Annotated in this window: 21 protein-coding genes; all 21 read right to left on the reverse strand. The window is 27.3% G+C overall.

Going from position 1 to position 22000, the window contains the following annotated elements; translation table 11 throughout:
• Positions 1 to 87: 87 nt before the first annotated feature.
• Positions 88 to 738: an RNA polymerase sporulation sigma factor SigK gene (gene sigK / locus BLP75_RS10865; RefSeq protein WP_092726024.1), complete on the reverse strand. Its 651-nt coding sequence runs from the start codon at positions 736 to 738 to the stop codon at positions 88 to 90.
• Between the two features lie 88 nt (positions 739 to 826).
• Positions 827 to 2497: a peptidoglycan D,D-transpeptidase FtsI family protein gene (locus BLP75_RS10870; protein ID WP_092726026.1), complete on the reverse strand. Its 1671-nt coding sequence runs from the start codon at positions 2495 to 2497 to the stop codon at positions 827 to 829.
• A gap of 86 nt (positions 2498 to 2583) precedes the next feature.
• Positions 2584 to 3213: a uridine kinase gene (gene udk, locus BLP75_RS10875; protein ID WP_092726028.1), complete on the reverse strand. Its 630-nt coding sequence runs from the start codon at positions 3211 to 3213 to the stop codon at positions 2584 to 2586.
• A 36-nt stretch (positions 3214 to 3249) separates the two neighbouring features.
• A complete protein-coding gene (locus BLP75_RS10880) occupies positions 3250 to 4176 on the reverse strand; it encodes a peptidase U32 family protein (protein WP_092726030.1) in 927 nt (308 codons plus the stop codon).
• Positions 4169 to 4837: an O-methyltransferase gene (locus tag BLP75_RS10885; RefSeq protein WP_092726032.1), complete on the reverse strand. Its 669-nt coding sequence runs from the start codon at positions 4835 to 4837 to the stop codon at positions 4169 to 4171. The genes BLP75_RS10880 and BLP75_RS10885 overlap by 8 nt, the downstream gene beginning before the upstream one ends.
• Before the next feature lie 76 nt (positions 4838 to 4913).
• Positions 4914 to 5966: an endolytic transglycosylase MltG gene (gene mltG / locus BLP75_RS10890; protein ID WP_092726033.1), complete on the reverse strand. Its 1053-nt coding sequence runs from the start codon at positions 5964 to 5966 to the stop codon at positions 4914 to 4916.
• Between the two features lie 273 nt (positions 5967 to 6239).
• A complete protein-coding gene (locus BLP75_RS10895; RefSeq protein WP_092726034.1) occupies positions 6240 to 7565 on the reverse strand; it encodes a pyrimidine-nucleoside phosphorylase in 1326 nt (441 codons plus the stop codon).
• 145 nt (positions 7566 to 7710) lie between these two features.
• On the reverse strand, positions 7711 to 8532 hold the full coding sequence (locus BLP75_RS10900) for a purine-nucleoside phosphorylase (protein WP_330385807.1): 822 nt from the start codon (positions 8530 to 8532) through the stop codon (positions 7711 to 7713).
• A gap of 17 nt (positions 8533 to 8549) precedes the next feature.
• Entirely contained in the window at positions 8550 to 9722 is a 1173-nt protein-coding gene (locus BLP75_RS10905; protein ID WP_092726035.1) for a phosphopentomutase, read from the reverse strand.
• A gap of 23 nt (positions 9723 to 9745) precedes the next feature.
• Complete coding sequence (locus tag BLP75_RS10910; RefSeq protein ID WP_092726037.1) at positions 9746 to 10621, reverse strand: tyrosine-type recombinase/integrase; 876 nt, start codon at positions 10619 to 10621, stop codon at positions 9746 to 9748.
• An 11-nt stretch (positions 10622 to 10632) separates the two neighbouring features.
• On the reverse strand, positions 10633 to 11238 hold the full coding sequence (locus BLP75_RS10915; RefSeq protein WP_092726038.1) for a stage II sporulation protein M: 606 nt from the start codon (positions 11236 to 11238) through the stop codon (positions 10633 to 10635).
• 61 nt (positions 11239 to 11299) lie between these two features.
• Complete coding sequence (locus BLP75_RS10920) at positions 11300 to 11830, reverse strand: NUDIX hydrolase (RefSeq protein WP_092726039.1); 531 nt, start codon at positions 11828 to 11830, stop codon at positions 11300 to 11302.
• Positions 11805 to 12899 (reverse strand): DUF3866 family protein, encoded by a 1095-nt coding sequence (locus tag BLP75_RS10925; protein WP_092726041.1) that lies wholly within the window; start codon positions 12897 to 12899, stop codon positions 11805 to 11807. The genes BLP75_RS10920 and BLP75_RS10925 overlap by 26 nt, the downstream gene beginning before the upstream one ends.
• A gap of 4 nt (positions 12900 to 12903) precedes the next feature.
• Complete coding sequence (locus tag BLP75_RS10930) at positions 12904 to 13728, reverse strand: MraY family glycosyltransferase (protein WP_092726042.1); 825 nt, start codon at positions 13726 to 13728, stop codon at positions 12904 to 12906.
• Positions 13729 to 13735: 7 nt separating this feature from the next.
• Positions 13736 to 14428, reverse strand: a complete 693-nt coding sequence (locus BLP75_RS10935; protein WP_092726043.1) for a glycosyltransferase family 2 protein — start codon at positions 14426 to 14428, stop codon at positions 13736 to 13738.
• A gap of 18 nt (positions 14429 to 14446) precedes the next feature.
• Complete coding sequence (locus BLP75_RS10940) at positions 14447 to 15322, reverse strand: copper transporter (RefSeq protein ID WP_092726045.1); 876 nt, start codon at positions 15320 to 15322, stop codon at positions 14447 to 14449.
• 16 nt (positions 15323 to 15338) lie between these two features.
• The gene (steA, locus tag BLP75_RS10945) at positions 15339 to 16460 is read right to left on the reverse strand and encodes a putative cytokinetic ring protein SteA (RefSeq protein WP_092726046.1); all 1122 of its coding nucleotides are present in this window, start codon (positions 16458 to 16460) and stop codon (positions 15339 to 15341) included.
• A gap of 141 nt (positions 16461 to 16601) precedes the next feature.
• Complete coding sequence (locus BLP75_RS10950; RefSeq protein ID WP_092726048.1) at positions 16602 to 17906, reverse strand: CCA tRNA nucleotidyltransferase; 1305 nt, start codon at positions 17904 to 17906, stop codon at positions 16602 to 16604.
• A gap of 127 nt (positions 17907 to 18033) precedes the next feature.
• A complete protein-coding gene (spo0A, locus tag BLP75_RS10955) occupies positions 18034 to 18864 on the reverse strand; it encodes a sporulation transcription factor Spo0A (protein WP_092726049.1) in 831 nt (276 codons plus the stop codon).
• Positions 18865 to 18995: 131 nt separating this feature from the next.
• Complete coding sequence (locus BLP75_RS10960; protein ID WP_092726050.1) at positions 18996 to 20036, reverse strand: SpoIVB peptidase S55 domain-containing protein; 1041 nt, start codon at positions 20034 to 20036, stop codon at positions 18996 to 18998.
• Positions 20037 to 20274: 238 nt separating this feature from the next.
• Positions 20275 to 21951, reverse strand: coding sequence for a DNA repair protein RecN (gene recN, locus BLP75_RS10965; RefSeq protein ID WP_092726052.1), 1677 nt, complete (start codon positions 21949 to 21951; stop codon positions 20275 to 20277).
• Positions 21952 to 22000 lie beyond the last annotated feature (49 nt).

Below are 22000 nucleotides of genomic sequence, written 5' to 3' on the forward strand. Positions count from 1 at the left end.
TTAAAATTATTTGCTATAAAATAATGGTTTTTGTTGAACTTTCTAAGTTTATTTCTATTCTTTTGTTTTTATATACCAAAAAAAAGCCTATGTAAGGCTTTTTTCTGGTTTAAGCTCTTTTCTTAATTTCTTAAGAGCCCTCTTTTCAATTCTAGATACATAAGATCTAGAGATATCAAGTTTTTGCGCTATTTCACGCTGAGTTTTATATCCACAAGTAGTTAATCCATATCGTAGAAGTACTATTTCTTTTTCTCTTTTAGTTAATATTTTGTCTAATTGTTCATATAGTTTACCAATCTGAACCTTTAGCTCAACTTGATCTAAAATATAATCAATATCGGTACCTAATACATCAATTAAACTAATTTCATTACCCTCTTTATCCATTCCAATAGGGTCTTGAAGAGATACTTGAACTTTATTTTTTTTATTTGTTCTTATATTCATTAATATCTCATTTTCTATACATTTGGATGCATAGGTTGCTAATCTTGTACCTTTATCTACGTTATAAGTTTCTATAGCTTTTATTAATCCTATCGTACCAATGGATATAAGATCGTCTTGATCCTCACTAGAATTGTTATACTTCTTAGCAATATGCGCTACTAGTCTCATGTTTCTTTCAATCAAAATTTCTTTTGCATTTTCATCTTTGTCTTCTTTAAATTTTGTTAGATATGTTACTTCTTCTTCAGGGGTTAATGGTTTTTCAAATGATTTAAGAATAGTCAACAGGCCACCCCCTTCTTATGGTGTTTCATTTTAAATTATATGAAAGTGGCCTGCTTAAATTGCTTGTTTTTTTTATATTTATTTTTATTTATTTATTCAATTGTGTGCATATTTCTTTAAACATTGGTACTGCTGACTTACTTTTTCCCTCTATTCCTTCTACTAATACAGTGATTGCATACTTGGGTACTTTCTCTGGATAAAATCCTGTTATCCATCCATGATTAACTGCCTTTTTATTTAATGTACTTTGAGCTGTACCAGTCTTAACTCCACACCCACCATTTAAATCTTTTAAATCTTTACCTGTACCTTCCTTTGATACGTCTTTCATCATCTCTTTAACTATTGTAAGAGTATATGGTGATATAATTTCTTCAGGCTTTGAAGTTTTAAAACTTTTAACCATGTTCTTATCTTTATCTAATATGCTATCATATATATATAATTGTTTATATGTACCATTATTAGCTATTATTTGAGTCATCTGATTTATTTGTAACGGTGTAAAGCCTAAATTACCTTGGCCTATTGCAAGATTATTTATAGGTATACTATCCTCTATTTTTCTATTATTCTCTTCTTCTAATCCTATGCCTACAGGTTCATTTAGATGTAACCTTTTCGCACATTCTATAATTTTATCTTCCCCAACTTTTTTGGCTATATCAAAAAATGCTGTATTACATGAATTTGAAAATGCCTGCTGTAATGTTTGTATGCCGTGCCCATCTCTTTTATGACAATTTAAAATCTGTTTAGTTTTACTACTTACCTCTACTTTTCCAGTACAATTATATGTGTAATTTTCATTTATTACATCTGCATCTAGAGCTGCATAAAGCACAACTAATTTAAATACTGAACCAGGAGGGTATATGCTTTGCATAGTTCTATTTACAAGTTCTCCTTTTTCACTTTCAAAGTATTTAGCTATATTATTTTGGTCGAAGTTAGGTCTAGAACTTAATGCTAAAATCTCCCCTGTATTTATATCTGATATAACTACTGCTGTTGGATTTTCTTCTTTGTCTGCTATTTTTTCTACTTTTCTTTGGATATCTTTATCTATTGTTAATTTTATATTCTTTGCATCTTCATTATCATTTACAGTTTTTATACTACCTTTTAAAATACTTAAATCCTTTGTATTTCCAGATGCACCTGCTTTAAATGCAGACACATATTTTTCATTAGATTCTTTTAACACCTTATCCATAGATTTTTCAATTCCTGATTGACCAACTTTATCTTTAGTGCTTATATGACCTAAAGTATGAGATAATAGTCCATCTGATGCATATCTTAATGTTTTTTCTTCAACAATAATATTATCATCTAATAGTTTACGTTTTGTCTTATCATCGATATTATCTACTTCAATTTGAAATACTTGTGATTTCAATTGCTTTTCTATATGCTTATAAATTTCTGATATTTGCATATTGCTGCTGTTTTCTACTATATTTCTTGTATTAACATCATTTAAAAACTTATTTTGTTCTACTATCATAATATCTTTTTTTACAGTGTCAGTAAGAGGTTTTTCATTTCTATCATAAATTACACCTCTTCCACTATTTAATTCTACTTTTTGTATGCTTTGTTGTTCTGATTTTTCTTTATACTTATCAGCTTCTAAATATTGTATTGTTGTTAGTCTATATATTAAAAATGAGTATATTATTATAGCGCATGACATCATTACCCATGCACGCCTTACAATTTGTTTAGGTATATTACTTTCTTTTCTTGACATAAAATCACCCCTTAGATACTTGTCATTTTTGACAATTTCTAAGGGGTTAATACTAAATTCATAAATTCTTCATATTTAATTTATTATTAATTTAATTGTGTTCTTATTTTACTGATAACTATGTCTATTGCAACTTCATTTTGTCCACCTTCTGGCATAATTATATCAGCATATTTTTTATACGGTTCTATAAATTGATCATGAGCAGGCTTTACTGTAGCTAAATATTGTTCTATAACTGAATCAACAGTTCTTCCTCTCTCTTTTATATCTCTTTGTATTCTTCTAAGTATTCTTATATCATCTTCTGTATCAACATATATTTTTATATCTAACTTATCTCTTAACTCTTCATCTTCTAATATCATTATACCTTCAACTATTATTATATCCTTAGCAGCTATATTAACTGTTTCATCTTGCTTTCTCGTATGAAGTTCATAGTCATATATTGGTTTTTCTATACTTTTACCTTCACATAAATCATCTATATGTTTTATAAGTAATTTATTATCAAAAGAAAGTGGATGATCATAATTAGTTTTTAGTCTTTCTTCAAAAGTTAAATGTGTTTGGTCTTTATAGTATGCATCTTGCTCTATTGTTGCTATGTTTTCTTCTGGAATGTTTTCCATTATAGCTTTACATACTGTACTTTTACCAGATCCAGTTCCTCCAGTGATTCCTATTATTAATGGTCTTTTTTTATTTTTCATCTTGTAGTACTCTCCTTACTAAGTTAGATTATTGCTTTATATTTCATCATTTGGATTTTCTAAATAAAACCCTGATGTAAATTGCCTATTACTGATTTCCTTTAATTCATCTAACCACACAGAATTAAATTTCCACTCTTGAGGATTTTCATAAAATTTATCTATTGCTACTCTATAAGCTTTAGTTACCCTCTTTATATATTCAGCATCTTTCATTCTTCCTTCAATTTTTAAGCTAGTTATGCCTGATTTTATAAGTTCTGGTATATATTCTATCATACATAAATCACTTGAGTTAAATAAGAATGTTCCTTTTTCATCTTCATAAACAGGGAAGTACTCTCCTGGTCTTTTTTCTTCCATTAGTCTATAGGATTTTTTGCTTATTTCTTTTTGCGGATTTTTACCTTTTATAAAGTTACTTAATAGAGGTCTTCCAGAATAAGATATAGTCATAACACCATGTACAAAAACTTCTATATCTAATTCAAGTGGAGTTTTAGCTCTAATTTGAGCAATCTCATCACAAGATAACTCTCTTGATACAACAACTCTCTTTATGCCTTGTTCAAACCAAAACTTAGCAGATATATAGTTTGTAGTATTAGCTTGATCACTTAAATGTATTTCCATATTAGGTATAGTATTTTTAACTATCGAAAGCATTCCAGGATCAGATATTACTATAGCATCTACACCTAAACACTCTAAGCTTTTTAAATATTCTTCAATTTGATTAAAATCATCATCATGAGGTAATATATTAACTACTACATAAACCTTACTTTTGTTTTTATGTGCAAATTCAATTCCTTCTATTAATTCTTCTTTTGAAAAAAGATTATTTATAGAAACCATCCCAAATACTTCTCCACCTATATATACAGCATTCGCTCCATTTTCAATATTAGCTTTTAACTCAGCTAAATCTCTAGCAGGTGCTAATAATTCTACATTATGCATTTATGTCACCTCTTTCAGCTTTCTTATAGCTAAGTGCCACTCCATCGCCTATAGGTATAAGTGATGTGTCTAAATAGTTACATGTACATATATAATCTAAGTAACTTCTCATTCTTTTAACAATAGTCTTTTTTCTTCTTATTACAAAATCGTCGTGTGCTACCATACCTTTGTACAGTATATTATCCGATATTAAAAGCCCATCAACTTTTAATTTATCTATAACCATATCATAGAATAATTGATATTGTCCTTTTGCTGCATCTAAAAAGATCATATCAAATTCTCCATCAACTTCTTTAAGCTTTTCTTCAGCATCGCCTTCTAAAATAGTTATATTGTTTTCAAGTCCAGCCAATTTTATATTTTCTTTAGCTTTTTCTATCATTTTTTCATTTCTTTCAACTGTAATTATTTCAACATCCTCTCCTAAAGTAGATGCAAATAATATTGAAGAATATCCTATAGCACATCCTACCTCTAATATTCTTTTAGGCTTTTGTACTTTTAATAATACCTTTAATAATTCAGAAACTTCTTTATGAACTATAGGCACATTATTTTCTAATGCATATACTTCTAAATCTCTCAGTAACCCTTCTTTATCTGTTAAAGTATTTCTTATATATCCTTCTACTAACTCATTTACTATATTACTCATTTAATTCACTCCTTAAGAGGCAAAAAAAATTAATGCTAATTTATAAAATTAATCTTTTTTTACTTGTTAATTTATTTTATTGTCTTTTCTGTTCGTTTAGCTTGTCTCTTTCATCTTTATATTCTTTTACAAATTTAAGATGTTCTTCATACTCTACACTATAATTGTTACCACCATTCATTTTAGCTACGAAATATAAATATTTAGTATCCTCTGGGTACAGTGTTGCCTCTATGGACTTTATTCCTGGATTAGAAATAGGTGTAGGTGGCAATCCTTTATTTTTATAGCTATTGTATGGAGAATCTATTTTTAAATCATCGTATGTTACTATTTTTTTTCGTTGAGGGAATATGTATTGTATCGTCGCATCAGACTGTAATGGCATGCCTATTTCAAGCCTATTGTAAAATACACTAGCTATTATAGGTCTATCTTCATCTAATACAGCTTCCTTTTCAACTATAGATGCCAAATTTACTACTTTTTGCAGTGTCATGTTTAGCTCTTTTTGTCTTTTCCTTAATTTATCATTATATACATTATCAAACGCAGATAACATTTCTATTAGTATTTCTTTTTCAGAAAGCTCTTCCGTAAAATAATAAGTTCCGGGATATAAAAAACCTTCTAATGAAACAATATCATCTTGTTTTAAATATTTAAAGTCATCATAAAATTCTTGTGGTTTTATTATTAAACTCTCATAATTCGTTTTATTTCCAAGTTTTTTATTAACCAACATAGTTATAATTTCTTTAGATGTAGATCCTTCTGGAATAGTTATTTTTATTCCATCTTGATATATTTTACCAGATATGAGTAGGTTAATAATATCATTATTTGAATAAGATTGATTTATTAAATATTTACCTGCTTTCATTTTTGGTGAACTATTGCTTACTTTAGCTACAGTTTTAAATAAAGTTTTATTCTTTATTAAGTGATTTTCATATAATATTTGTGCAATTGTGCTTGTGCTCGACCCTTGTGGTATATCGATTACTATATCTTTTTTATTATTTTTATCATACGGACCTATTTGTATAAATATGAACACACCTATTAAAATTAATATTATAGCAGAGGATATTATTGTAAATTTCCACTTATTTTGATTAAAATCCATAGGATTATCTACTCCTTGTACATATTTATATCCTTTATATTATAAATCTAAGCATAAAAATTTTCAATAAAATTGTCGAATAAATTTATTCTATATTATAAATTATTTAGATTTATAATTATTTATTTTGATATAAATATTATTTTATTTTTGAACTTTTATTATTATTTTATTTGCAATAGCTTATTTAAATAAATTTAACTACTATAAATATTTTAAAATAAAAAAGTCTAACGTTATTTTTTACACGTTAGACTTTTTATAATCATTTTTTTAGAATTTTTTTATTTCATCCTTAGTTACGACACCATAAACTAACTTTTTAGGTTCTACTTTTTCATCAACAATTTTATACGCCGCTATAAATCTTTCTTTAGCTTGTTGTAATTTTTCTTCTTTATTTAAATGCATATGTGCTAATATGTCACCTTCATTTACATAATCTCCAACCTTTTTAGTAAGTATTATACCAGCTGATAAATCTAATATGTCTTCCTTAGTTTCTCTACCTGCTCCTAATATCATAGCTGATACTCCTACCTCTTCAGCCTCTATCTTACTTATATAACCACTCTTTGGTGATTTTATTTCTACTATTTTAGATGCAGTTGGTAATAAAGAGTAATCATCAACTATATTCTTGTCTCCACCTTGATTTTCTATAAATACTTTTAATTTTTCTAATGCTTTTCCTGAACTTATAGCATCTCTAATTTTTTCTATACCTTCATCAAAATTCTTTGCTACTTTAGCTAGAACTAACATATATGCACCTAATGTTTCACATAACATAACAAAATCTTTTGGTCCATTTCCTTTTAATGTCTCTATAGCTTCTATTACTTCTAATGAATTTCCTACTGCAAACCCTAGCGGTTCATCCATATCAGTTATCATACCTATAGTTTCTCTGTTCATTCCACAACCTATATCAACCATTGCTTTAGCTAATTCAAATGAATCATCTAAAGTTTTCATAAATGCACCATCACCAGTTTTAACATCTAGTAATATAGCATTAGCCCCTGATGCTAATTTTTTACACATTATACTTGCTGCTATAAGAGATATATTATCAACAGTTGCTGTTACATCTCTTAATGCATACATTTTTTTATCAGCTACAGCTATTGATGCTGTTTGACCACATACAGCAATTTTATGTTCATTTACAGAGTCTATAAACTTTTTCGCTTCCATTTCTATAGAAAAACCTGGAATAGCTTCTAATTTATCTAATGTTCCACCAGTATGTCCTAATCCTCTACCAGACATTTTTGCTACAGGAGCCCCACAAGCAGCCACAAGAGGAGCTAATGCAATAGTTGTTTTATCTCCAACCCCTCCAGTACTATGCTTATCTACTTTTATGCCTTCTATATCTGATAAGTCTATTACATCACCAGACTTCATCATAGCCTCTGTAAGGTATACTGTTTCTTGTTTATTCATCTTATTTAAATATATAGCCATTAACAACGCAGAAGCTTGATAATCAGGTATTTCTCCCTTTGAATATTTTTCAACAAAAAAATCAATTTCAGCTTTTGTTAATTCTTGACTATCTCTTTTTTTCTTTATTATATCGTAAATTCTCATGACTTTACTCCTTAGTATTTTTATAATATTAATAAATAAATTAGTATTAACCTTAATAAGCTTAATACTAATTTATTTATTAATATTAAGCCTTATTAAAGTTATATCTATCAATTATATTTATTATCTCTATATTCTAATGTAATTATATGTTTTCAACTACACTTTTTACTAAACTTAAAAATTCGCTTTTAACTTTTTGAGTAGTTTCAATAACTTCTTCATGATCAAGCGGTTGATCTAATATACCAGCTGCCATGTTTGTTATACAAGATATACCTACAACATCCATCCCTGAATGAGAAGCTACTATAACTTCTGGAGCTGTTGACATACCAACTGCATCAGCACCTAAAATTTGAGCCATTCTAACTTCTGCTGGAGTCTCATATGTAGGACCACTAAAGAATGCATATACACCTTCTTGTATAGTCATATTTAATTTTTTTGCACAATCTTTTACTAAATCAACATATTTTTGCTTATATGCAGTTGACATATCTGGGAATCTTGGTCCAAATCTTTCATCATTAGATCCCATTAATGGATTATTTCCACTTAAATTTATATGATCTTTTATAACCATTAAATCTCCTGGTTTAAATTCTTTATTTGCACCACCTGCTGCATTTGTTACAACTATTGTATCAACACCTAAAGCTTTCATAACTCTAACTGGGAATGTTATTTCTTGTTGAGAATATCCTTCATAATAGTGGAATCTTCCTTGCATAGCTACAACTTCTTTTCCTTCTAAAGTTCCTATTACTAGTTGTCCTGCATGTCCTTCTACTGTTGATACCGGGAAGTTTGGTATATCATTATATTTTATTTTAACAGGATTTTGTATTTCATCTCCTAATACACCTAATCCTGATCCTAATATTAACCCTATTTTAGGTTCTACATTGCTTTTGCCTTTTATAAACTCTGCACTTTCTTTTACTTTATCAAACATATTTTTCATTAGTTTTTCCTCCTATGCTATTTAACTATTTCCGTCTTAAAACTTTTTCCATGTTTAGGCATTTTAACATTTAATATATCCGCAACAGTTGCTCCTATGTCAGCAAAGCTATCTCTTATCCCTAAATTTAGGCCTTCTTTCACATCTTTTCCATATACAATAACAGGTATGTACTCTCTAGTATGGTCTGTTCCCTTATATGTTGGATCATTGCCATGGTCTGCATTTATTATAAGGATATCTTCATCTTTCATACTATCAATTATTTCAGGAATTCTTAAATCAAATTCTTCTAAAGCTTTTTTATAACCTAGTGTGTCCCTTCTGTGACCATATTTTGAGTCAAAATCTACTAAGTTAGTAAATATTAATCCTTTATTATCTTTTTTCATATAATTTATAGTTTGGTCTACACCATCCATATTATCATGAGTATGTATTGCTTCTGTAATTCCTTGTCCATTAAATATATCTTCTATTTTTCCTACACCTATAACATCTAAATTTGATTCTTTTATATTATCAAGTACTGTTGGCTCAAATGGATCTAAAGAATAGTCTCTTCTATTAGAAGTTCTAGTAAAACATCCTTTCTTTTCTCCTATATAAGGTCTTGCTATTATTCTAGCAACAGCATTATCTCCCATCATTATTTCCCTAGCTATTTCACACATTTTGTATAGCTCTTCTAAAGGTATTATTTCTTCATGTGCAGCTATTTGGAATACACTATCTGCTGATGTATAAACTATAACATCACCAGTTTTCATTTGATGTTCTCCATACTCATCTAGTATAGCTGTACCTGATGCAGGTTTATTTGCTACAACTTTTCTACCTGTCTTAGATTCAAATTCATCTATTATTTCTTTTGGGAATCCATTTTCAAATGTTTTAAACGGTGTTTCAACTAATACACCTGTCATCTCCCAATGTCCAGTAGTTGTATCTTTTCCTTGTGATAATTCACCACATTTTCCAAATGCACCTATTGGAGTTTTAGTTCCTTGTAAAAAATCTGCTCCTTCTATGTTTCCAATACCTAGATTTATTAAATTAGGTATTTTTATATCAGGATAAGTTTTTACTATATTTCCTAGAGTATTTACATTAGTATCTCCAAATTTTTCTGAATCAGGTAAAGCCCCGATCCCAACACTATCAATTACAATCCATATGACTCTTTTCATAGTTTGTCCTCCTTGTTATTTGTCTACTTTCTAGGATGCTTTTCTTTTATTTCTCTTCTCATGTTTTTATTTATATGATTTAAGTATGACTGTAAACTAGCTAAGTTTGCATTACCTAATATTTTACTAACTACAGCTACATTTGCACCTTCATTTAATAAATGAATAGCAAATGAGTGTCTAAGCATACTTGGGTTTATGTTTTTATCTATGTTAGCTAAGCTAGCATGTTTTTTTATTAGCTTCCATAGGCCTTGTCTAGTAAACCTTTGCCCTAGAGAACTTACAAAAAGTGCTTTTTCATCTTCAACAGCTAACTCAGGTCTTGACTCTTTTATATATTTTTCTAAGTATAATCGTGTAATATCAGAAAGAGGAATAATTCTTTGATTTTTGTTGCTACTACAATATATATAGTCTAACTCTAAGTCTACATTATCTAAATTCATTTCTACAAGCTCTGAAACTTTAATTCCTGTACCATACAATATTTCAAATATAGCTTTATCTCTAATTTGCTTAGGTGTATTTAATTTAGGAAATTTTAATAAAGCCTCCACTTCTTCCTCTGTTAAGATATCTAAATTATTTTTTTCTATTTTTGGCTTTTTTATTTCTTTAGCTGGATTATTATTGCTCATATGGTTTAAAAATAAGTAATCGTGAAAAGATTTAATAGAAGATATCATTCTAGATATTGTAGCTACTGATATGTTATCTTTTTCAAGCTTTATCAAGTAACTAATAATATCATTTTCGACTACATCACCTATATTTATATTTTTTATAAATAAATACTCTGTGTATTTTTTTATATCTATAAAATATGATGAAACAGTATTTTCTGATAACTTCTTTTTATCCTTCAAATAACTTATATATTCCTTTACAACTTCCATAGTAAACTCCTTTATCTGACTAGGAACTTAATAACACCTATACTTAGCATATTTAATATTGATTGTAAGCCAACAGTTATAGCTAGTACAATTACTGCATTTAATGCATATCTTTGACATAAAAATAGTATATTCTCTCTTTTTCCTTTTTTCAACTCATAAATAATTTCTTTAATATAATTTAATGAAATTAAAGTTAATATGATTGCACCTGGTATGATTATTAAATTTTTAAATAATATTATGAGTATCATTTTTATAGACTTAACTTTTAATGCTAATATAGTACTATTTATAGTATATCCTATTGATAGACCTTTTAGCATAAATATTATTAATACTATCGGAAAAGTTATTACTAATAGTGTGCATATACCAATAGATGCCATAAACATTGTATCCGATTTTAAGTTTGATATTACAGCTCCTTTTAATCCACCTTTAGTCCTAAAAAATTCTACAGCTGGATTAACATTTTCTATTATACTAGTTTGAGAACTTGGCCACATTTTATTTAAATATGTCCCAAGTATTATAAATGCTATAAATATAACTCCAATAATTATTATCTGTTTGTTTAGTTCTTTAAAATTATTTTTTCTATATGTTTTTCTCAAATTTATAACCTCCTCTTGTACCTTACAAATTATTATGTAAGAAAAGAGGAGGTTATTCCATTTATATTAATTCTTTTGCTAATAAAATTCCTATCGCAGTTTTTGCATCTTCTATTTCATTTTTTGCAATCATACTATGAGCTTCTTCTAAACTTATACTATACATTTCTAAACTTTCATCATCATCAAGTTTATTTTCCCCAGGCTTAAGACCTGTTGCTAAGTATATATATATCTTTTGATTTGAGAATCCTGCAGAAGTATAAAATTTATGTATTAATCTTAAATTTTGAGCTTCATATCCTGTTTCTTCTTTTAGCTCTCTGATTGCACATTCTTTAGGATTTTCGCCAGGTTCAAGTTTACCTGCTGGAATTTCCCAAATTACTTTTTCTATTGGTTTTCTAAACTGCTTGATTAATATAACCTCATTTTTCTCATTTATAGCAACTATTCCAACTGCACCACAATGTTCTACTATTTCTCTTTTTTGATATCCTTTATTTTCGACTTCAACAGTATCTACTTTTACACTTATTACCTTTCCTGTGTAAATTCGATCACTACTAATAGTCTTTTCTTCTACTACCATCACAAACCTCCATTACATAATATGCTGCACTACTTGCTGCATCAAAGAACTCTTTATCTTGGTCATAGTTTCTACCCATGCTTCTAACTTTTAATCCAAAATAATCTAAGTCTTCTTTAGTACTGTTGTTGTTTATGAATCTTATAATATGATTCTCATCTAGGTTATTATTTTCTATCTGAGTTTTTATTAATTTTAATTTTTCTTCTTCATAATTAGTTATTGGAATATTTACACCTACATTAACAATATCTTTAAATACAGTTATACTATGATGTGATATTCCTACATGCCTATCTCTTTTATCAGCAAAACTAATTCTAGGTATAGCTATTGGATTTCCATTAAGTTTTTTTATAGCATCTAAAATAGGCCCTTGTTCTATACCTGTAAATCCATATTTTGTACCTGTTCCTGCAATTCCAGGTCCCATACTAACAAATACACAATCCGCATTTAAAATTTCTTTAGCAGTTATTAATGCTGTATATATATTTATACACTCATAATCTCCTCCAAAAGCATTTCCAATTGTTATTGTGCTATCTATTAGTCCCTTTGATTTTAATGTATCTACATTTTTACTTAAATAAATTGGTAAAGCAGCTCCATCAGTCATTATATATACAAGTTTTTTATTTGGATTATTTTTTTTATAAGAAGCTACAAATGGTGTTAACATACTGTGCAGTGTACCAACAACTACAGGCATATTTTCTAAACTTTCAAATTTGTCTATTTTTTCATGATACACACTTTCTTGCTCTTCAACTGAATCTACCTTAACCTGAAAAGGAGTATATCTTAGCTTCATTATATGACCGCCTTCAGTTAAGTTAGATTCAAGGTTATTTAAGTTAGCTATCACAAAATGATAGCCTCCTGTTCCTAGACTTAACTCAACAGCAGTTGTATTTAAAACTACTTCATCTCCCACATTTATTTTTCCAGTCATTTTTGTATAATTGTAAGCTCTTTGTATTTCTCCATTTAAACTAACTCTTATATCATCTAAACCATTACTTTGGTCTACTATTGATTCTACAATCCCTACTCTTTTACTTATCATAGGCTTACCTTCCTAACTTATCTATAAAATTCAAGAATTTATTCTTTTCTATTATTTTTGTCAACGAATACTTTTCTGTTAATATATGAATAAGAACTAAAAATACTAGCCATCCTATTCTAACTTTCATTGAATATCCCATTATAACAAGCATACCTATAGATATACCTAGTACATTAGAACCTGTATCTCCCATCATAGCTCTAGCTTTTAGATCGTAATTAAAGTAAGCCAAAACATTAGGTACTATAAGCAATATCAATGATTTAACATATCCTGTTAAAGTTAAAAATAAAACAGTTGATATAGTTAAGTATACCTTTATAGCTCTTCCCGGTCTTAAATCTAATAAGTTCATTAAATTAGTTGATAAAGCTATTATTAATGTATTTATAATTATATCTCCTATATTTTTAGAAACTGCAATAGAAATAATTATACCTACAAAACCTCCAAATAGAGCTTTGAATCCACCTGTAGTAAGACTTCCTTTTAATAAACTTTTAAAGTGTCCTTTTAATCCACTTACATCCCTATTTCCTATTATATCGTCCAATACTCCAGCAAAAAACATTGATATTAGACCAAAAATAAACATAAATAGGTATAATAAATTTTTATCTTCTTTTGTAAAAAATGCTAATATGATTCCATTTATAATTATCATAGGTAAAAATACTATTCCCATACTAACAGGTATCATATCTTTTTTATAGTTAGGCCTTAAAACATTGCTCTCTATTAATAGATTTTTAAATAGAGGTATTATAGCATATGTTCCAAGAAGCCCAGTTAATAATAAAATAATATCTAGTATATAACTTTGCACTTAGATACTACCTCCATTCTTTCTGCTTCTCTTTTAGTACTTTCTTTATATGATAATATTGCTTACCTCTATGGATAAATCCTTTTAAATCTCTACCCGTTTCACTATGAGTCATATTAACTAGTACTTCTTTTATTGTATATCCTTTTTTTAGTATATCTATAGTCATACCAACTTCTACACCATACCCAAAAGGAATTTCATCAAATTTTTCTAAAACTTCTTTTTTAAATATTCTTTGTCCTGATAAAGTTGCATCTAATTCTACACCTGTCATATCTAAAACTGATTGTTTAGCTAGTCCTTTTACAAACCCTAATCCACCTTTTTTCTTAGCTGGAGGAAACTTAGCTATTATAACATCAGCTTCATTATCTAAAATTGGTTTTATTAGCTTTTTAACTTCATTAGACGAACTTCCTAAATCTCCATCTAAGAAGCCTATTATATCTGCATTTTTCATAGCTATTTTCAAACCATAATTTAATGCATATCCTTTACCGCTATTTTTTTCTAATTTAAATACTTTTATTTTATCACTTTTTACACTTGAAGCTATTTTAGCAGTATCATCACTTGATCCATCATCTACTACTACTACTTCATTTATTTCTTTTATATCAATAACATTTTCTAGAGTATCTTTTATTTTACCAGCTTCGTTATATGCAGGTATTATTATACTTATATAAGGATTCATGTTATTTCTCCTTCTCTATTATTTCTTTTGTGGGAATAATACATCTGCAGTTTCTAATCTACCGAAGTTTCCTGTTATTCCCTTATCATTTAATAATATTACTAATGATACTTGTCCTATTCCTTCATCTATATTATCTATATTAGTTACTTTATTTTTAGAATACATATCTACATAAGAGAATTTAGAACCAGTTTTTTGAACACCAACTACAGCTTTATCTTGTCCTTTTAGAGTTGATATTAACATTTCGTCAATTTCTTTAAATTTCTTATCATCTACTTTAGATTCATTTCCACCTGCTAAAATAACTGACTCACAATTTAAAAATTCATCAGAAATAGAGTTAACTTTTATAACATCTAAATTTTGAAGTTCCTGTAATTTACTTGATCCTTCTTGAGATGCTAAACATTCAGATATATACTTAACTAAGTCTTTAGTACTTTTTAATTCCACGTTTAATTTAGTTGAAACTTCTTGTAATTTATCTTTATTTTCAACATTATTCTTTAACATTATATTAAATGCTATCGAACCATTTGCTTTAGTTATAATGTCACTTATCTCAGTTGAATAATCATTATTTTCATTAGTTGATATTATTCCAATATTTTTTTCTGATAAAGTCCCTGCTATTATCTTATCTGTATTTTTATTTATTAATTCTATAGCCTGATCATAATTAGAAGTTAAAGTTGATAAACTTTTTTCTAAATTATCATTTGTTGTTTTTAAATCCTCAAATTTATTATCTAAATCACTTATAATGTTAGCTTGTTGTTTGCTAAGTTCTTGATCATAATTTAAATTAAATCCAACTAGCATACCAATTCCTAATGCTATAAATATAGCACCAATGCTAACTATATAATATTTCATATTTATATGCATTTTTTTCCTCCTAAATTTACATCTGTAGTAATAATCTAATCTTTAAGTCCATTAAATGTACGAACTGTCTAACACTTGGTAAAAACGATGCTAAAATTAGTATTGGGAATAATGCTGTAACTATTAAAGCCCATATATACTTCATTTTTAATTTACTTCTGTATAATAAATTTACACCTTTAGCATCAATTAGCTTAGCTCCTATTTTTAATCTAACTAAGAACGTACTAGCCATTCCTTTTCTTCCTTTTTCTAAGAAATCAATCATGTTAGAGTGAGTTCCTAGAGCCACTATTAACTCAGCTTTATATTCATAAGCTATTAACATAGCTATATCTTCACTCGTCCCTGGAGCAGGGAAAACTATAGCATCTAAACCTAAATCTTGTACTCTCTTAAGTCCTGGTGCTCTTCCATCGGTATAAGCATGTACTATTATTTCTCCTGCTTTTTTCAAAGCTTCATCACTTACACTATCCATATCTCCAACAATTACATCAGGAGTATAACCAAATTCAAGTAAAGCATCAGCTCCTCCATCTACTCCAACTAAAATTGGTTTCATTTCTTCTATATAAGATAATATAGTACTTAAGTCCTGTTTGTAATCTTGTCCTCTTACAACAATTAATACATGTCTATTAGCATAATTGGTACTTACTTTAGGTATTTCAATTTCACCTAATATAAATCCCTTTTCTTTTTTAGCATATTCAATGGTATTGTCTATGAATCTATCTAATTCTACAGCTAAATTTTCATATGCTTTTTTTAGTTTAACACTTACTTCTTCTCTTCCTAAGACTTCACCTTCTCCTAAAAGTTCTCCGTCTCTATATATTTTTCCATCTATAACTTCTATAATTTGACCTTCTGACAACTTATGAAATAGTTCTTCTCCTACATTATCAATTATAAGGACATTTTTTTCAGTTAAAATCCCCGGACCTTTATTTGGATATCTTCCACTTATAGAAGGCGCCGCATTTATCACTAATTTAACTTTACCTTCTACTAAAGAGTTTGCAGCCACTTCATCAATATCTATATGATTTATTACTGCTATCTCTCCACCTGTAAGTCTCTTCGCAAGCCTTTTTGTTTTTCGGTCTACCTTAATAGGTGCTTCGACTCTCATATCTTAAACCTCCGATATCATTTTTAAAATCACATTACATTATAGCATTATTTAACAATAAAAGAAATGTTTTAAAGTTGTTTTAACTATTTAGATAAAACTTAACACTCATGTCTGATTTTATTTTTATAATAATTATAATTATTTAACCATATTTATTAGGTTTTTTTTATTATTTAAATCAGGATTTTCTATAACTTTTTCTAGTAAATAATTTAATTTTATTCCTATTTCTGAACCTGAGTATCCTAATTTAATTATTTCATTGCCATCTATTTCTAGACCTCTTATAGTATAACATTCTTTATTTTTTTCTACATTATTTATTTTATTTATACATTCATCTACTAAATCACATTTATTAAAATACATTGCTTTATCTGATATATCTAACATATTTTTATAATATATTTTTTTTAACATAAGTATATTTATAAGTTTTTTTCTACCTATTTTATTTAAAATTTTTTTAATTTCTACCTTGTCCATAGTTTCTTCTTGTATAAACATATATTCAATTAGATTATTGCAATAATCAGTAATTTTATTTGAATATTTTAATTTATTTACAATATTATTTGGCTGTATATTTATTTTATAATCATTTAACTGTTCATATTGTTTATTTATGTTATTTATTCCTCTATTAGCGATTAAATATTCTAACAACAATAGTCTGTCTTCTATTTTATCATTACACTTTGTTAGTATAGGTAAATTTTTACTTAAATAATCATATTCATTTTGATTAAAATCATCATATATACTCAAATATTTAAATATCTTTGTTCTATATAATAAATTTATTTTTTCAGGATATTTACTAAGCATAATTTTGTTAAACTCATCTGTGATTCTTTCTTTGCTTATATTTTTTATTAATTTAGAATTATTATATATACTATTTAATGTATATTCCTCTATTTTAAATCCTAATTTACTACTAAACCTTATAGCTCGTATTATTCTTAATCCATCTTCATTAAACCTTTCATCAGGATTACCAACTGTTCTTATTAGGTTTTGATTGACATCTTCTATGCCTCCAAATTCGTCTATTAATCCTACTTTATAGTTGTATGCCATCGCATTTATTGTAAAGTCTCTTCTTTTTAAATCTTCAATTATATTTTTTGTAAATTTTACCTCTTTAGGTCTTCTATTATCTTCATATTCACTTTCAATCCTATAAGTAGTTATTTCATAAATATTATCATCTATGATAATCCCTACTGTTCCATGTTTAATTCCATTTGTTATGGTTTTAAAATCACTAAATATGTTAAGTATTTTTTCTGGATTTGCACTTGTAGCTATATCATAATCATTTGGAGATATTCCTAAAATAAAGTCTCTTACGCATCCACCCACTATAAATGCTTCATATCCATTTTCATATATTGTATCTATTATAAACTCAACTGTTTTTGGCAGATTTATTCTCATTTTTAGTTCTCCTTTTTACTAATATATATGGTTGTTTTTTAGATTTAAATTAACCATTTCTTTAATTATATAATACAAAAAAATAAGCCTTCTTATTCTGAGAAGACTTATTTTGATAATTATATAATTATTTAACCATACTATGTTCTAATCTTAACTTATCTGCAATCATCGCTATAAACTCAGAGTTTGTTGGTTTTCCTTTAGTATTGTGTACTGTATATCCAAATAGTTGATTTATTGTATCAACCTTTCCTCTACTCCATGCAACTTCTATAGCATGTCTTATAGCTCTTTCAACTCTACTTGGAGTTGTATTAAATTTTTTAGCTATACTTGGATATAATTCTTTTGTTACAGCTCCCAATAATTCAACATTGTCTATAACCATCTTTATAGCTTCTCTTAAATACAAGTATCCTTTTATATGTGCAGGTACCCCTATTTCATGTATTATATTTGTTATTTCTGTCTCTATATTACCTACATTCTTTACAAAATCACTTCTCGTCATTTGTATGTCTGAATGTGTTCTTGGTTTTATTTCTACATGATGGCTAGATTTATTTGAAACTAGTTCTCTTATTCTATTTATAAATATAACAAAATCAAAAGGTTTTACTATATAATAGTCAGCTCCTAGATTTATAGCACTTTGTGTTATTTTATCTTGCCCTACAGCTGATAATACTATTATTTTTGGCATTTTAGGTATATCCATTGAATTTAATTTTTCTATAACACCTAATCCATCTAAATGTGGCATGATAACATCTAGCACTAATAGGTCTGGTTGTGTTTTCTTAACTAAATCTAAGGCTTCAATTCCATCCTTTGCTATTCCTAATATCTCTATGTCACTTTCATTAGATAAATACTCTTTAAGTACTTGACAAAAATCCTTATTATCATCTGCTAAAACTATTTTAATTTTTTCGTTCACTAAAATTCCCCCCATTAATAAAACATCTTCTTTTTTATATAATTAATACCAAAAGTTTTTCATATTAAGCATATTCGACATACCAAAATTATATTCCTTCAATTTATTTTAATAAATTAAAAAAATTTTGAAATAATATTAAATTTTTAATATCTCTTATCTAATTCTATCATCTCCTCTATAAAAATACCATATCCTTTTTTAGGATTGTCCTTAAAAACATGTGTTAATGCCCCAATTATTTTATTATTTTGTATAATTGGCGCACCGCTCATTCCTTGTACTATACCTCCTGTATAATTTATAAGATCCTTATCTATAATCTCTATTATCATATTTCTATCATTTTTTTTATCATTAACGAAACTTTTAATTTTTACATCATAGCTTGTTATATTTCTATCCTTATCTTCAAAAAGTATATGCGCATTCCCTAGTTTTATGTCTTCTCTTTTTCCTACCTCAATTAATTGTACATCTGTGTTTATTTTTCCTGTCATATTTCCACTTATTCCATAGTTGGAATTATTTCTAAATTTTCCAATCGGAATAGATGTTATTATGTCTCCTTTTATTTTACCTACATTATTTTTACTACCCTTATTAATCTGAATATTAGATAATTCATATATATCACCTTGGCTTATCTTTAAACACTCATTTGTGTCTTCATCCGTTATCGCATGCCCTACTGCCTTAAATTTCAAATTATTAGGATCACAATAAGTTATAGTTCCTATTCCTGATATTTTCTCCCTTACCCACAATCCTAATTTTACAGTTCCATTTTCATGCTTTATCTTTATATAGTCAGTCTTATATTTATTATCTCTTTCAAATTTTATTTTAACTTTGTCACTTTTAACATTTCTTAATATACTAGATACATCGTTACTACTAGATACTTTTTGATCATTGATTTCAATAATATTATCACCCTTTTTTATGCCTCCAATATATTCAACATCATCTTCTTCATATCCAATAACTAACATTCCATCCGTATTAGCTTTAACACCAATTATTTTTCCAAATGGATAAACATATTTAACTTCTTCTTTATTGTTTTTCATAACAGGTACTGATTGATTTATATTTTCATCCTTAAAAGTCTTAAAACATAAAATAAATAATGCTAATATAGATACCAAAATAGCTATTTTTTTTTCATTTAAAAATTTTTTCATAAAATTTCATCTCCCTATTTCATGTAAATATATACTTATAATTCCTTATAAGGAATTATTTATTCATCTATGTAATAAAATTCTAATCTAAATAAAAATGCATTTTCATTAGTCTATTGTTTAGGCCCTATTCTTTAATCAAGATAATCACATTAAAATAGCTAAGATAAAACTAATTAGATATAATTATAAAGCAATCTCAGGTTACTTATACAAAAAAAGAAGCCATAGGCTTCTTTTATCTTTTTGCTAATTCAATAATTTCCGTAGCATGTTCCATAGTCTTTTCTGTTATATTACTACCTGCAATAAGTCTTGCTATTTCATCTTTTTGCTGTTCATAATTTAATTTTTTTATTGTTGTAAAAGTCCTTTCATTTGAAGTACTTTTCTCTATACAGTAGTGTGTATCTGCATTTGCAGCTATTTGTGGTAGATGCGTTATGCAAATAACTTGTTTTTTCTTTCCTATATTACTAAGCTTTTCACCTACAATCTGAGCTGCAATTCCACTTATTCCTGTATCTATTTCATCAAATACTAATGTATCTATTTGATCTATATCCGATAATATAGTTTTAAATGCTAGCATAAATCTAGACATTTCTCCACCAGATGCTACTTTGTAAATAGGTTTTATATCCTCACCTAAGTTAAAAGATATCATGAATTCAATATCGTCCTTACCATTTGATGTAAATATAGATTCATCAAAGTTAACTTTAAATATCACATTTTTCATATTTAGACTTTTTAATTCTACAAGCAAAGCTTCTTCTAACTTAATAGCTACATTTTTTCTAGCATTAGTTAATGCTTGAGCCTTAACGCTTAAAGTTTTTTCTAATTTTAGAATTTCAGACTTTAGTTCTTCAACTTTTTCATCTCTATTTAATATTTCATCTAATCTTGATTTTGTATTATTATAATATTCAAGTATTTCCTCTATACTATCTCCATATTTTCTTCTTAGGTTATTTATTTCATCTACCCGAATCTCAATTTGTTCTAGTTCATATGGTTCAAAATTTATATTTTCCTTATAATTTCTTATATCCCTTGATATATCTTGAAGTTCATACATTATTCTTTCTATTTCATTATTGTAGTCACTTAATGATTTATCATACTCTGATATAGCAGATAATTCTTTCACTGCATTTCCTATAAGATCTACTGCATTTACTGAACCATCATATAAATTTTGGTAGCTTAAATTTAAATTACTGTATATCTTTTCACTATTTCTATAAACATCTCTTTGTTTTAATAAATCATCATACTCATCTTTGCTTAAATTTGCAGATTCAATTTCGTTAATTTGAAATTTTAACAAATCAATTTCTCTTTGAATTTGCATATCATCTTTATTTTCAGTTAATATATTTAACGCTTTTTTTACTTCACTATACTTTGCATATATATCCTTATAATCATATTTAAACTCTTCTAATTCAAGTTCTCCAAATAGATCCAAAAACTCTATATGCGTTTCCTTATTAAACAAAGCTTGGGTTTGATGTTGACCATGAACATCTATTAAAGTAGATGCTATTTGTTTTAATACACCCATCTTAACAGTTCTTCCATTTACTCTTGCAACACTTTTTCCGTCAGCGTATATAATTCTAGTTATTACTAACAAATTATCTTCATCTAATTCTAAATCATTTTCTTGTAATACTTTTTCTAGGTTTGAATTTCGTGAATAAAATACGACTTCGACCAATCCTTTATCAGTTCCTTTTCTTAAAAAAGATCTATCATATTTTTCACCTAGACATAAACCTAAAGCATCAATTATTATTGATTTACCTGAACCAGTTTCCCCTGTTAGTATATTTAGATTTTCATCAATATTTAGCCTTAATTCTTCTACTAAGGCACAGTTTTTCATATACAACTCAAGGATCACTTTAAATCCCCCTCTTTTATATAAAAATTATTTTTTTATATTTTTTAAT

It is taken from the genome of Romboutsia lituseburensis DSM 797 (assembly GCF_900103615.1).
Taxonomy (GTDB): Bacteria; Bacillota; Clostridia; order Peptostreptococcales; family Peptostreptococcaceae; genus Romboutsia_F; species Romboutsia_F lituseburensis.

Bases quoted from the DNA above. Each gene is read 5' to 3' on its own strand.
- BLP75_RS10905 (WP_092726035.1), bottom strand. From the start codon at position 9,722: ATGAAAAGAGTCATATGGATTGTAATTGATAGTGTTGGGATCGGGGCT.
- BLP75_RS10870 (WP_092726026.1), bottom strand. From the start codon at position 2,497: ATGTCAAGAAAAGAAAGTAATATACCTAAACAAATTGTAAGGCGTGCA.
- BLP75_RS10910 (WP_092726037.1), bottom strand. From the start codon at position 10,621: ATGGAAGTTGTAAAGGAATATATAAGTTATTTGAAGGATAAAAAGAAG.
- udk (WP_092726028.1), bottom strand. From the start codon at position 3,213: ATGAAAAATAAAAAAAGACCATTAATAATAGGAATCACTGGAGGAACT.
- BLP75_RS10950 (WP_092726048.1), bottom strand. From the start codon at position 17,906: ATGAGAATAAATCTGCCAAAAACAGTTGAGTTTATAATAGATACAATA.
- BLP75_RS10940 (WP_092726045.1), bottom strand. From the start codon at position 15,322: ATGCATATAAATATGAAATATTATATAGTTAGCATTGGTGCTATATTT.
- BLP75_RS10960 (WP_092726050.1), bottom strand. From the start codon at position 20,036: ATGAAAAAATTTTTAAATGAAAAAAAAATAGCTATTTTGGTATCTATA.
- BLP75_RS10885 (WP_092726032.1), bottom strand. From the start codon at position 4,837: ATGAGTAATATAGTAAATGAGTTAGTAGAAGGATATATAAGAAATACT.
- BLP75_RS10895 (WP_092726034.1), bottom strand. From the start codon at position 7,565: ATGAGAATTTACGATATAATAAAGAAAAAAAGAGATAGTCAAGAATTA.
- BLP75_RS10880 (WP_092726030.1), bottom strand. From the start codon at position 4,176: ATGCATAATGTAGAATTATTAGCACCTGCTAGAGATTTAGCTGAGTTA.
- spo0A (WP_092726049.1), bottom strand. From the start codon at position 18,864: ATGGGGGGAATTTTAGTGAACGAAAAAATTAAAATAGTTTTAGCAGAT.
- BLP75_RS10920 (WP_092726039.1), bottom strand. From the start codon at position 11,830: ATGGTAGTAGAAGAAAAGACTATTAGTAGTGATCGAATTTACACAGGA.
- BLP75_RS10900 (WP_330385807.1), bottom strand. From the start codon at position 8,532: ATGAAAAATATGTTTGATAAAGTAAAAGAAAGTGCAGAGTTTATAAAA.
- BLP75_RS10935 (WP_092726043.1), bottom strand. From the start codon at position 14,428: ATGAATCCTTATATAAGTATAATAATACCTGCATATAACGAAGCTGGT.
- BLP75_RS10925 (WP_092726041.1), bottom strand. From the start codon at position 12,899: ATGATAAGTAAAAGAGTAGGGATTGTAGAATCAATAGTAGACCAAAGT.
- mltG (WP_092726033.1), bottom strand. From the start codon at position 5,966: ATGGATTTTAATCAAAATAAGTGGAAATTTACAATAATATCCTCTGCT.
- steA (WP_092726046.1), bottom strand. From the start codon at position 16,460: ATGAGAGTCGAAGCACCTATTAAGGTAGACCGAAAAACAAAAAGGCTT.